The following is an 11,594-nucleotide window of genomic DNA, read 5'->3' as shown; positions in this document are numbered from 1 at the left end:
GCGACTTTAGCTTGCATCATGCCGATTAGGAATTTGGTATAGCCATTAAATTTTGTCCATTTTAGCGCCACTTAGCGTAACAAACTGTAACATTGGACGAAAACCAGGGTTGTGGTTGCAAGGCGGCCGCACCTACCCGCAGCAGCCGTCTCGGCGCCTCAGAGCACACCCCATCCGCGATAGCGGCCACGGCCGGTCATCTCGCGCAGGCCGAGTTCGGACACCAGGTTGAGCGCGCCCCTGGAGGTAACGCCGACATGGCGCGCGATCATCTTCGCCGAAACGATCGGCCGCGACAGCACGATATCGATCACCTCGGGCAGGCTGCTGTTCGACCGCCGATCCTTGAGCCGCAATTCCATCTGCAGCCTGGCGAGAGACAGGCGATCCAGCTCCTTCAGCCCGGAATCGGCCGAGAGCGCCATGGCCTCCAGAAAGGCTATCAGCCGCGTGATGCGATCCGGCGCGCGCCGACGATCGTGCCGGACGGCCTTCAGGCCGACATTCAGGCAGAAGAGATGCGACGTGACCTTGCCGCGGCTGCGCAGATAGGCGCTGACCAGCAAGCCGCCGAGCCAGTGCTGCCGCCGCAGCGGCTCGATCCGCTCCCAGGCATCGAAGAGCACCGCCGCGCCGAGAGCCGCCGGCAGCAGATCCGCCTCGCGGATGACGGCGCGCCAGCTCTCCAGCCGCTCGTCCTCATCCCAATCCTCGTCACGAATGAGTGCGAGGGGATCGTCAACATCAACGGTTGGCTGCCGGGCTTCCGGAATGCCGCCATTCAGGATCTTGTCGGATCGAGCGAGGATGGCGTCGATCTCGGCAAAATCGACACCGAAATCGTCCTCTCCGTCCTCCGGCTCGTCGGGTTCCATAGTTTCTGCAGGCGTCGCGCGCGGCACAATCGCGTCTTCGGCCTCGCCGACGTCACCGCGCAGCACGGCAAGACCGGCCACCTCCAGGCCCCAGGAGGGATCGGCGGTCCAGAGGCGCCGCCGGCTGCGCAGCACCGCGTGGGCGATGGTCAGTTCATGCGTCGGGGTGCGCGTATCCATGCGCGCATCGTGCAGGACGAGATCTTCCACATGCACCAGTTCGCCGCCGACCCAAAGCGCGCCGGCGGCGTCGAAAAAGTGCCCGCGCTCGCGAAAGCCGTCCGCCACCGTGTGCCTGAGGACACGCTCATCCAGCCGCGCCAGCATATCTTCCGCCTTGACGATGGCGGGCAGAAGCGTGGCAAGCGGCAGCGTGGTCAGATCATATCGCATTGGAATCACTTCATTGCATCGATCTTACGGAACTTATCATCGCGCTTTGAAGGGGGATAGGAAGGAGGCCCTGTGAACTGTGGATGGCAATCACTATTTTTCGTCTTGACCTTCCAGCGATGGGAAGGTTCATAAACTCATCCGACGCCTCTCGGGCACAGGAGTATGACATGGCACCGCACGACGAACACGATCACGGCCATCATGGCCACGGTCATCACCATCATGATGACGCCGGCACCCAGGATGTGGTGACCCGCGATCCCGTCTGCGGCATGACCGTCGATCCCGCTGGCAAACCGTCGCTGGATTATCATGGCCGCACGTTTCACTTCTGCAGCAACGGCTGCCGTGCGAAATTCGAGGCTGCGCCGGAAAATTACCTCACCGCAAAGGATCCGGTCTGCGGCATGACGGTCGACCGCGCCACGGCCCGCCATTTCCTGAAGCACGAGGGCGAGAAATTCTATTTCTGCTCCGCCGGCTGCAAGGCGAAGTTCGAGGCAGATCCTTCCGTCTATCTCGACGGCAACAGGCCGATCCAGAAACCCGCGCCGAAAGGCACGCTCTATACCTGCCCGATGCACCCGGAGGTCGTCAGCGACCAACCCGGCGATTGCCCGAAATGCGGCATGGCGCTCGAGCCTATGGGTGTCCCCGCCGCCGATGAAGGTCCGAACCCGGAACTGGTCGACTTCACGCGCCGGCTCTGGATCAGTGCCGCGCTGTCCTTGCCGCTGCTTGCCATCAGCATGGGTCCGATGATCGGCCTGCCCATCCGCGACTGGATCGGTGAGCCGATTGCCACATGGATCGAACTTATCCTCGCGACCCCGGTCGTGCTGTGGGCAGCACTACCCTTCTTCCGCCGTGCCTGGAATTCGCTCGTCAATCGCAGCCCCAACATGTGGACGCTGATCGGCCTCGGCGTCGGCACCGCCTATGTCTATAGCGTCGTCGCCACGCTGGCACCCGGCCTCTTCCCCATGAGCTTCAGGGGGCATGGCGAGAGCGTTCCCGTCTATTTCGAGGCGGCGTCCGTCATCGTCGCGTTGGTCTTCGTCGGCCAGGTGCTGGAATTGAAGGCACGCGAACGCACCGGCTCGGCTATCCGCGCCCTGCTCGACCTCGCGCCCAAGACGGCACGGCGGATCGATGCCAAAGGCGGCGAACTCGATGTGCCCGTCGATGAGATCCAGGCTGGCGACCGGCTGCGCGTGCGCCCCGGCGAGCGTGTTCCGGTAGACGGCTCTGTCATCGAAGGCCAATCCACCATCGATGAATCGATGATCACGGGTGAACCCTTGCCCGTCGAAAAGGACAAGGGCGATGCGGTGACAGGCGGCACGATCAACCGCAACGGCACCTTCATCATGCAGGCCGAAAAGGTCGGGGCCGATACGACGCTCTCGCGTATCGTCGAACTCGTTGCCAAGGCGCAGCGCTCGCGCGCGCCGATCCAGACGATGGTAGACCGCGTCTCCGCCATCTTCGTGCCCGCCGTCGTCGCCGCCGCCATCATCGCCTTTGCCGTATGGGCCTTCGTCGGGCCGGAGCCGCGGCTCGCCCATGCGCTGCTTGCAGCCGTCGCGGTACTAATCATCGCCTGCCCCTGCGCGCTTGGACTGGCAACGCCGATGTCCATCATGATCGCCACGGGCCGGGGTGCGCATGAGGGGGTGCTGGTGCGCGATGCCGAGGCGCTGGAACGCTTTGCAAAGGTCGATACGCTGATCGTCGACAAAACCGGCACGCTGACCGAAGGCAAACCGAACATGACCGACATCGTCGCCATGACAGGTACCGACGAGGCGCGCCTGCTTTCGCTCGCCGCCAGCCTGGAGCGCGGCTCCGAACACCCGCTCGCCGAAGCGATCGTTGCCGGCGCCGAGGAGCGCGGCGCGCATTTCGTCGAAATCTCCGGTTTCTCGGCGGTGACAGGCAAGGGCGTGGAAGGTCGCGCCGGCGAAACCGCGATCGCGCTCGGCAATGCTGCGATGATGGCCGATCTTGGCGTCTCGACCGACGCGTTGAAGGCCGAGACCGAGCACCTGCGCGGCGAAGGCAAGACCGTCATGTTCGTCGCCATCGACGGGAAGCTTGCCGGCCTTGTCGCCGTCGCCGACCGGATCAAGCCGACCACGGCAGCCGCGATCAAGGCGCTGCATGACAGCGGCCTGACGATCGTCATGGCAACCGGCGACAACGGCAAGACCGCCGCGGCCGTCGCGAGAGAACTTGGGATCGACGAAGTGCGCGCCGACATGCTGCCGGAAGGCAAGAAAGCGCTGATCGACGAGTTGCGTGCCAAGGGCAGCATCGTCGCCATGGCCGGCGACGGCGTCAACGACGCACCGGCGCTTGCGTCAGCCGATGTCGGCATCGCCATGGGCACCGGCGCCGATGTCGCCATGGAAAACGCAGGGATCACGCTGGTGAAGGGCGATCTCAACGGGATCGTGCGCGCACGGCATCTCTCCGAAGCGACCATCCGCAACATCAAACAGAACCTTGCCTTCGCCTTCGGTTACAACGCGCTCGGCGTGCCGCTGGCGGCTGGCGTACTCTACCCGATCTTCGGCCTGCTTCTGTCCCCGATGATTGCAGCAGCAGCGATGAGCCTGTCTTCTGTTTCAGTGATCGCCAATGCGCTGAGGCTGCGGCTGGCGAAATAGAGTGAGCCGGGAAATTGGACACCTCGAATGCCCGATGCCAATATTAGCCCATCGAACAAAGCAGGTGGGCTGGGCATGAACAGGGATCGATTTGAGCTGAAGCGGCGGAGCGATGATCTGGTCTATACGTTTCATCGCAAACAGCTGCCCGACGGAAAGGTCGGCTACCGGCGTGAGGATGCCGATCTCTGGATCAGGTTTCAAGGTGGCTTCGGTTGGGGCGCTTGGGATGATGAAGACGGAACCTTGCTCGGCAGGCCATGGAATGTACCATTTCCCGAGCAAGATGCAGACTATCCGCCGAAAGGCGAGTGGGTGAGCAAGAAAGGTGCGAAATCCTACGTCTACGAACTGGTCTATGTTTAACGGCATGGAGAGGGCAGGCCACGCTGCCCCTCACCCCAACCCTCTCCCCGCAAGCGGGGAGAGGGGGCTTTAATCGAATAACCTGCGATCTTCCTGTAAATTCGCAGCCTGGCGCAGTCGTCCCTTCTCCCCGCCCGCGGGGAGAAGGCTAGGATGAGGGGCCAGGCACGCAGGTGCGGCATCGGCAGACGCACCTGACTTGCCCGAATTCGCTTACCCGACGCGCTCCACCGCAATCGCCGTTGCCTCGCCGCCACCGATACAAAGTGCCGCGATACCCTTCCTCACTCCCTGACGCTCCAGCGCATGCAGCAGGGTCACGATCAACCGTGCCCCTGTGGCGCCGATCGGATGACCAAGAGCACAGGCGCCGCCGTTGACGTTGAGACGGTCACGCGCAATGCCAAGCTCCTTCGCGGCCGCCATGGCGACGACGGCGAAGGCCTCGTTGATCTCGAAGAGATCGACATCGCCGATCTTCCAGCCGGTCTTGTCCAGCAGCTTGCGGATCGCCGGGATCGGCGCTGTCGTGTACCAGGCGGGCTCTTGGCTATGCGTGGCATGCGCCTTGATCTCGGCCAGGATCGGCAATCCCTCGCGCTCGGCAAGCGAACGGCGCGTCAGGATCAAAGCGGCCGCACCGTCGGCATTGGCCGAGGCGCTGGCGGCGGTAATCGTGCCGTCCTTGCGGAAGGCGGGCTTCAGCGTCGGGATCTTTTCCGGCGAGACCTTCTGCGGATGCTCGTCCCTGGCAATCGTCACAAGGCCACCCTTGGCGGCAACAGAAACCGGCGTGATCTCTGCCTCGAACGCGCCGTTCTCGGCTGCGGCGCGAGCGCGCGACAACGTCTCCATGGCATAGGCATCCTGATCGTCACGGCTGAACTGATAGGCCTCGACAGCCATTTCGCCGAAATCGCCCATGGAGCGGCCCTTCTCATAGGCATCCTCGAGCCCATCGAGCATCATGTGATCAAGGATACGGTCATGGCCCATGCGGTATCCGCCGCGCGCCTTGGCGAGCAGATAAGGCGCGTTCGACATGGATTCCATGCCCCCGGCGACCACGATCGAGGCCGAACCGGCGAGAAGCAGGTCATGCGCCAGCATGGTCGCCTTCATGCCGGAACCGCAGACCTTGTTGATGGTGGTGGCGCCGACGGCATCCGGCAGGCCAGCCCCGCGAGCAGCCTGCCGGGCCGGCGCCTGTCCCTGCCCCGCGGGCAGGACGCAGCCGAACAGAATCTCATCCACCCGCTCTGCCGAAAGGCCAGCACGCGCCAAGGCGGCACGGATGACATGTGCGCCGAGTTCAGGTGCCTGCAGCGGCGCGAGCTCTCCCAGGAACCGACCGAGCGGCGTGCGGGTGGCGGATACAATGACGACGGGATCGATAGCGGACATGACAACTCCTCGCGGGTCAGTAAACGGTATCTTTGTCCGAGTCCTATCACGTTAGATGATGATCGTCATCTAAATATCGCACGGCACTGAACACAAAACTGGCAGCAGATGCGGTTGCCCTCATCGCGGAGAGACCCTAAGGATATCCATAGGATCAAAAGGGATATTCCAATGCCGCTTTACATCAAGGATGACGCCATCGACCGGCTGGCGCGGCGCTATCAGGCGCTGACCAAGGCCCCAACCAAGACGGAAGCCGTGCGGCTGGCCTTGCAGAAGGCGTTGGACGAGGAACTGACCAAACCGGCTCTCGCCGACGTCGCCGTCGCCTTCTGCCGCAATCTCAAGCAGAAGGCCATCTCCAAGGGCGAGAGCTCCGGCGCCGCGGGAGAGATTTGATGTTCATCGATGCTTCGGTGCTGTCGGCGATGATGACCGACGAAGAGGAGGCGCGCGCCTTCGCCATTCGCATGCAGCCGGCAACGGCACGAATGACCTCGCCGCTCGTCGCAACGAACGCCGCAATCCTGGTCGCCGACGCTTTGGGATTGTCGCCGACCGAGGCCGGCGAAGCGGTGCGCACGTTCCTGCAACTGATGAATATTCAGCTGCTCGCCGTGCCGCCCCGTGCCGCCATATTGGCGATCGAAGCTTACGAGCGCTACGGCCAAGGCGGCCAGCTGGAACGCCTCAGCCTGGACGATTGCATGACCTATGCCTGCGCTCGCTATTATCGCCAGCCGCTATTATCAAAAAGCGACCGGCTCGGGCGGACGGACATCGAACTGGCCTAAGCCGCCCCAACGGAGCCGCGGCCAGCTCGATGCGATCTTGCTGTTACGGGCAAAGCGAGGAAGGACCTGCCGCAAACGTGTTCGAACGCACGCCGACAGCATTCGGAGCAGCAGCGCATTGCAGGCGAGACATGGAGTCGCCGGCGCGGATCGGGCCGGTCACGGATGGGTCGGTATTGATCGTGCCATCCGGCAGGATTGCATCCTTCGAATGATCGACACCGCCGACATCGGCCTGGAACGCCTCGACATTGACGCGCTTGGGATGATGCTTGTGCACCTGCTCCGCCATGGCAGCGCTGGAAACGCCGAGAACGAGAGCGGAGATGGCGAGGGTTCTGAGCAGCATGGGACTGGCTCCTGTGGGAGTTGACGCGATTTTCATATGGGAATTGGCGAGCCATTTTTACAGCGGCTTGCCTGTCAATATCGTTAAGAATTTGAAGGTTTTGATCAGGGCTTCACTTTGTGGCGGGACACCTCTGCGCCGGCATCATGCGGCAGACTGATAAAACGCAATGCGGAGATGGCACCGATAAGGCCAACGACGAGGAAAGCCCAGCGGAAATCGACGAGCGAAAGCGTTTCCCCACCATGAAAAGTGCGCGAGAGATTGAGAACGGCGGCAGCGACGGCAACGCCGAGCAACAGCGAAACCTGCTGCAACATGCTCGACAATGTCGAGGCGGAACTGCGCTGCGCGGCATGGATATCGGCAAACCCCAGCGTATTCAGCGCCGTAAAATTCATCGATCGTGAAAGGCCGGCAATAAATAGCAGGCAATATATCAGAAGATCAGGTGTCGACGGCGAAAGAAGCGCACATCCCGCAATGCTCGCCGACGAAATCAGGCCGTTGACGACGAGCACGTTGCGGAAGCCGAAGATCCTGAGCATCTGCGTCGTGATCGCCTTCATGCCGAGATTTCCGGCGAAATAGAACAGCAGATAGGTGCCAGCTTCGATCGCCGTCTTGCCGAAGCCCACCTGAAAAAGCAGCGGTATCAGAAACGGCGTGGCGTTGATTGCAACCCGGCTTGCCGTTCCGGCCGAAAGCGTCGACATGGCGAAGGTCTGCACCTTGAAGGCGGAAAGATCGAGCAGGGGCTCGTCGACCTTCAGGAAATGCCGGGTGGCAATAACGGAAAAGACCACGCCGACGGCGATCAACCCGACGCTGGCCACGAGTGCGGTGGTGCCCTGAACCACGAATTCGAGACCGGCCAGCAAAAAGGTCAACCCTGCCGCCGATAGCAGGAAGCCGACGACATCGAGCCGTGCGACCTTTTCCTCGCGCTGATCGGGCACGAAGCGCAGGACGAGACCAAGGCCGATAATGCCGATCGGGATGTTGATCAGGAAGTTCCAGTGCCAGGTCAGGTAGGTTGTGATGAAACTGCCCAGCACCGGGCCGATGACGGGCGCCGTCAGCGCCGGCCATACGATCATCGACATGGCATTGACGAGATCGGACTTGCGCGCGTTGCGCAGCACGATGATGCGTCCGACAGGCGTCATCAACGCACTGCCGAGGCCCTGAACGGCACGAGCGATGATGAACTCGGTCAAATTGCCGGAGAGGCCGCAAAACAGTGACGCCACGGTGAAGATGGCGATGGATGCCAGGAAAACCCGCCGGGCGCCATAGCGATCGCCCGCCCAGCCAGCGAGCGGCACGAAGGCCGCCATGGTGAGCAGATAGACCGTGATGCCGATGCTCATCGACACCGGCTCGACGCCGAAGCTTACCGCCATCTGCGGCAGCGAGGTGGTGATGATCGTCCCGTCCAGAAACTGCATGAAAAACGAGACGGCGACGACAAAGGCGATGATGCGGGATTGCCGGCCGAAACTGTCTTCGGAAGGCTGTTCTGTGGTCCTGGCAAGGGTCATGACGCGAAATTTCAAAGACTAGCGATCAAACGGGCCGGAGGTCGCCGGCAACAATCATACGATCATTGAATACGCCCATGACAGCGGCTTGCAAAGCCGCAACCTGAACCGATGTCATCAAAAATTGGCATCGTAACAAAGAAATCGCGATCCTAGCCGCACTTGCTTTGGCAACGCCGCGTGCCGGCACCTCATGCCGAAATCAATCGTCCGAGTAACGCTGTTCCCGCCAGGGATCGCCATACATGTGATAGCCGTTCTTCTCCCAGAAGCCGGCCCTGTCGGCACCGATGAGCTCGATGCGGCTCAGCCATTTGGCGCTCTTCCAGAAATAGAGATGCGGCACGACGAGACGCATCGGGCCGCCATGCTCGCCGGTCAATGGCTGGCCTTCCCAGGCGGTGGCGAGGATCGCATCCTCGGCCGCGAAATCCGAAAGCGGCAGGTTGGTGGTATAGCCGTCATAGCTCGTCAGCAACACATGATGCGCCTCGGCCGTCGGCGTGACGAGATCAAGCAGATCGCGTGTCGAAACCCCTTCCCAGCGATTGTCGTAGCGCGACCAGGTCGTCACGCAATGAATGTCGCTGATCTTGGTACTTTGCTCGATCGCCTGGAAAGCCGCCCAATCGAGGCTGAGCCGCGTTTCCACGAAACCGAAGACATCGAGCCGCCAGCTGGAGAGGGAAATCTGCGGCTGCACGCCGAGATCGAGCACCGGCCAGTTCTTGACAAGATGCTGCCCCGGCGGCAGCCGCTCGGTCTCAGGCCGGCTGACACGCCCCGTCAGAAACTTGCCCTCCGCCGCCCAGCGGCGCTTGGAGGTGGTGAGCTTGCTGTCATTGGGAATCTGGTCGTCGCTCATGCGGCTATCCTCTCTGCGGCACAGAAATAGGATAGCCGAGCTCAGTAGGTGTCAAGTCGAAGGCAATTAATAGCCGACTATATTGCCGCGATGGCGATGCAGAAGAGCTGCGCCGTACCCGAGATTGAGCGCCTTACGGCCTCTTTGTTCGAGACGATCAGGCAATCGCCAGCGGCAAATGGCGTGCCTTCGATTTCAGCATTGCCGCGATGGCAAAGGACAAGGGTAGTCCCACCCTCGAAAGCGACTTCGCTGTTGCCATCGACCGAAACGCGCCGCACCGAATGCGTGAAGCGGCCCCGGCGCGTCATTACGTTGAGGTCGGTGATCGTCCCGTCGATCAAGGTCGCAGACGTCGGCGCATCGGCGGCGAAGGGCAGCGGCGCGCTTGCCTGTGTCAGACGTTCGGGCGGCCGTCCCTCGATGAAGAGGGTCATGCCTTCGCCATCAAGGATGGATAGCGTGCGATCGATGCCCGGAAAGACCGAGAACGGCCCATCCGTGGCAACGGTCGCCATGCTGACGCGCCAGTCGAAGTCGGCAAGCCCGGCGCCGTCGGGCGAAACGGCGATCTCCACCGTTTCCCCGCCGCCGTTTTTCCAGGGCATGCGCTTGTGATCACTGGCGCGCAGCAGCTTCATTTTTAGTTCCCTAGGATGGCCGGCAGGCGCAGGCCCTGCTGCTTGGCCCAATCGAGCGCGATGTCGTAGCCGGCATCGGCATGGCGCATGACGCCGGTCGCCGGGTCGTTCCAGAGCACGCGCTCCAGGCGCTTGGCCGCATCATCCGTGCCGTCGGCGCAGATGACCATGCCCGAATGCTGGCTGAAGCCCATGCCGACGCCGCCGCCGTGATGCAGCGATACCCAGGTGGCACCCGAAGCGGTGTTGAGCAGCGCGTTGAGCAGCGGCCAGTCGGAAACGGCGTCCGAGCCGTCCTTCATCGCTTCCGTCTCGCGGTTCGGCGAAGCAACCGAGCCGCTATCGAGATGGTCGCGGCCGATGACGACAGGTGCCTTCAGCTCGCCGTTCCTGACCATTTCGTTGAAGGCGAGGCCAAGGCGGTGGCGATCGCCGAGGCCGACCCAGCAAATACGCGCCGGCAGACCCTGGAAGGCGATGCGCTCGCGCGCCATGTCCAGCCAGTTGTGCAGGTGCTTGTTGTCGGGCAGCAGCTCCTTCACCTTGGCGTCGGTCTTGTAGATATCTTCCGGATCGCCCGAGAGGGCAGCCCAGCGGAACGGACCGATACCTCGGCAGAAGAGCGGGCGGATATAGGCCGGCACGAAGCCCGGGAACGCGAAGGCATTTTCGAAGCCTTCGTCCTTGGCGACCTGACGGATGTTGTTGCCGTAGTCGAGCGTCGGAACGCCGGCATCCCAGAAGGCGACCATAGCTTCGACATGCACCTTCATCGAGGCACGCGCGGCGGCTTCGACGGCCTTCGGATCGCTTTCGCGCTTGGCCCGATGTTCGGCAACGGTCCAGCCGGCCGGCAGGTAGCCGTTCAGCGGGTCGTGCGCGGATGTCTGGTCCGTCACGATATCCGGGCGCGGGCCGCCAGCCTTCATGCGCTTTACCAGTTCCGGGAAGATTTCGGCGGCGTTGCCGAGCAGGCCAACGGACTTGGCTTCGCCAGCCTTCGTCCACTTGTCGATCAAGGCAAGCGCTTCGTCGAGCGTCTTTGCCTTCTCGTCGACATAGCGAGTGCGCAGGCGGAAATCGATGCGCGTTTCGTCGGATTCGACGGCGAGGCAGCAGGCGCCCGCCATGACGGCTGCGAGCGGCTGTGCGCCACCCATGCCGCCGAGGCCACCGGTCAGGATCCACTTGCCCTTCAGGCTGCCGTTGTAGTGCTGGCGACCGGCTTCCACGAAGGTTTCGTAGGTACCCTGCACGATGCCCTGCGTGCCGATGTAGATCCACGAGCCGGCCGTCATCTGGCCGTACATGGCAAGACCCTTCTTATCCAGCTCGTTGAAGTGATCCCAGGTTGCCCAGTGCGGCACGAGGTTGGAGTTGGCGATCAGCACGCGCGGCGCATCCTTGTGGGTGCGGAACACGGCGACCGGCTTGCCGGACTGCACGAGCAGCGTCTCATCTTCGTTGAGCGTCTTCAGCGTTGCGGCGATACGATCGAAATCATCCCAGGTGCGGGCGGCGCGGCCGATGCCGCCATAGACGACCAGCTCGTTCGGGTTTTCCGCAACGTCCGGATCGAGGTTGTTCATCAGCATGCGCAGCGGCGCTTCGGTCAACCAGCTCTTGGCGTTGAGCTCCGGACCACGAGGAGCGCGGATTTCGCGGATATTATGGCGTGGGTTGGTCAT

General features: G+C 62.5%; 11 protein-coding genes. 4 read left to right on the top strand and 7 right to left on the bottom strand.

All coding sequences use genetic code 11. The features are described from left to right. Nucleotides 1-158: 158 nt before the first annotated feature. Nucleotides 159-1,268 (bottom strand): RHE_PE00001 family protein, encoded by a 1,110-nt coding sequence (locus tag GA0061100_RS15295; RefSeq protein WP_075853546.1) that lies wholly within the window; start codon nt 1,266-1,268, stop codon nt 159-161. A gap of 170 nt (nt 1,269-1,438) precedes the next feature. Between GA0061100_RS15295 and GA0061100_RS15290 the strand changes: the two genes are divergently transcribed. After that, the gene (locus tag GA0061100_RS15290) at nt 1,439-3,943 is read left to right on the top strand and encodes a heavy metal translocating P-type ATPase (protein ID WP_075853545.1); all 2,505 of its coding nucleotides are present in this window, start codon (nt 1,439-1,441) and stop codon (nt 3,941-3,943) included. Nucleotides 3,944-3,970: 27 nt separating this feature from the next. Continuing rightward, nucleotides 3,971-4,309, top strand: a complete 339-nt coding sequence (locus GA0061100_RS15285; RefSeq protein ID WP_244557843.1) for a hypothetical protein — start codon at nt 3,971-3,973, stop codon at nt 4,307-4,309. Nucleotides 4,310-4,522: 213 nt separating this feature from the next. Here the strand turns inward: GA0061100_RS15285 and GA0061100_RS15280 are convergent, their stop codons facing one another. Beyond that, the gene (locus tag GA0061100_RS15280) at nt 4,523-5,713 is read right to left on the bottom strand and encodes an acetyl-CoA C-acyltransferase (RefSeq protein ID WP_075853544.1); all 1,191 of its coding nucleotides are present in this window, start codon (nt 5,711-5,713) and stop codon (nt 4,523-4,525) included. A 171-nt stretch (nt 5,714-5,884) separates the two neighbouring features. Here GA0061100_RS15280 and GA0061100_RS15275 point away from each other — a divergent pair, with 171 nt between their 5' ends. Then, a complete protein-coding gene (locus GA0061100_RS15275; protein WP_075853543.1) occupies nt 5,885-6,112 on the top strand; it encodes a type II toxin-antitoxin system VapB family antitoxin in 228 nt (75 codons plus the stop codon). Then, nucleotides 6,112-6,507: a type II toxin-antitoxin system VapC family toxin gene (locus GA0061100_RS15270; protein ID WP_075853542.1), complete on the top strand. Its 396-nt coding sequence runs from the start codon at nt 6,112-6,114 to the stop codon at nt 6,505-6,507. The genes GA0061100_RS15275 and GA0061100_RS15270 overlap by 1 nt, the downstream gene beginning before the upstream one ends. Nucleotides 6,508-6,550: 43 nt before the next feature. On the opposite strand, the gene GA0061100_RS15265 is transcribed toward GA0061100_RS15270, so the two are convergent. From GA0061100_RS15265 to hutU, 5 genes are all read right to left on the bottom strand, one after another. Further along, entirely contained in the window at nt 6,551-6,856 is a 306-nt protein-coding gene (locus tag GA0061100_RS15265) for a hypothetical protein (RefSeq protein ID WP_075853541.1), read from the bottom strand. A 104-nt stretch (nt 6,857-6,960) separates the two neighbouring features. Beyond that, nucleotides 6,961-8,400, bottom strand: coding sequence for an MFS transporter (locus tag GA0061100_RS15260; RefSeq protein WP_075853540.1), 1,440 nt, complete (start codon nt 8,398-8,400; stop codon nt 6,961-6,963). Nucleotides 8,401-8,602: 202 nt separating this feature from the next. Beyond that, a complete protein-coding gene (locus GA0061100_RS15255; RefSeq protein WP_075853539.1) occupies nt 8,603-9,265 on the bottom strand; it encodes a sulfite oxidase-like oxidoreductase in 663 nt (220 codons plus the stop codon). A gap of 77 nt (nt 9,266-9,342) precedes the next feature. Then, nucleotides 9,343-9,906: a HutD/Ves family protein gene (locus tag GA0061100_RS15250; protein ID WP_075853538.1), complete on the bottom strand. Its 564-nt coding sequence runs from the start codon at nt 9,904-9,906 to the stop codon at nt 9,343-9,345. A gap of 2 nt (nt 9,907-9,908) precedes the next feature. Beyond that, nucleotides 9,909-11,594 carry a urocanate hydratase gene (hutU, locus tag GA0061100_RS15245; protein ID WP_075853537.1) on the bottom strand — a complete coding sequence of 562 codons (1,686 nt, stop codon included), beginning with the start codon at nt 11,592-11,594 and terminating at the stop codon, nt 9,909-9,911.

This window comes from Martinezella hainanensis, assembly GCF_900094555.1.
GTDB classification, from domain to species: domain Bacteria; phylum Pseudomonadota; class Alphaproteobacteria; order Rhizobiales; family Rhizobiaceae; genus Rhizobium; species Rhizobium hainanense.
Note: the sequence above shows the minus strand (reverse complement) of the source record. Positions and strands in the feature narration are given on the sequence as shown.

Coding starts and splice junctions, on each gene's coding strand:
- GA0061100_RS15295 (WP_075853546.1), bottom strand. CDS start 1,268: ATGCGATATGATCTGACCACGCTGCCGCTTGCCACGCTTCTGCCCGCC.
- GA0061100_RS15290 (WP_075853545.1), top strand. CDS start 1,439: ATGGCACCGCACGACGAACACGATCACGGCCATCATGGCCACGGTCAT.
- GA0061100_RS15285 (WP_244557843.1), top strand. CDS start 3,971: ATGCCCGATGCCAATATTAGCCCATCGAACAAAGCAGGTGGGCTGGGC.
- GA0061100_RS15280 (WP_075853544.1), bottom strand. CDS start 5,713: ATGTCCGCTATCGATCCCGTCGTCATTGTATCCGCCACCCGCACGCCG.
- GA0061100_RS15275 (WP_075853543.1), top strand. CDS start 5,885: ATGCCGCTTTACATCAAGGATGACGCCATCGACCGGCTGGCGCGGCGC.
- GA0061100_RS15270 (WP_075853542.1), top strand. CDS start 6,112: ATGTTCATCGATGCTTCGGTGCTGTCGGCGATGATGACCGACGAAGAG.
- GA0061100_RS15265 (WP_075853541.1), bottom strand. CDS start 6,856: ATGCTGCTCAGAACCCTCGCCATCTCCGCTCTCGTTCTCGGCGTTTCC.
- GA0061100_RS15260 (WP_075853540.1), bottom strand. CDS start 8,400: ATGACCCTTGCCAGGACCACAGAACAGCCTTCCGAAGACAGTTTCGGC.
- GA0061100_RS15255 (WP_075853539.1), bottom strand. CDS start 9,265: ATGAGCGACGACCAGATTCCCAATGACAGCAAGCTCACCACCTCCAAG.
- GA0061100_RS15250 (WP_075853538.1), bottom strand. CDS start 9,906: ATGAAGCTGCTGCGCGCCAGTGATCACAAGCGCATGCCCTGGAAAAAC.
- hutU (WP_075853537.1), bottom strand. CDS start 11,594: ATGACCAACCCACGCCATAATATCCGCGAAATCCGCGCTCCTCGTGGT.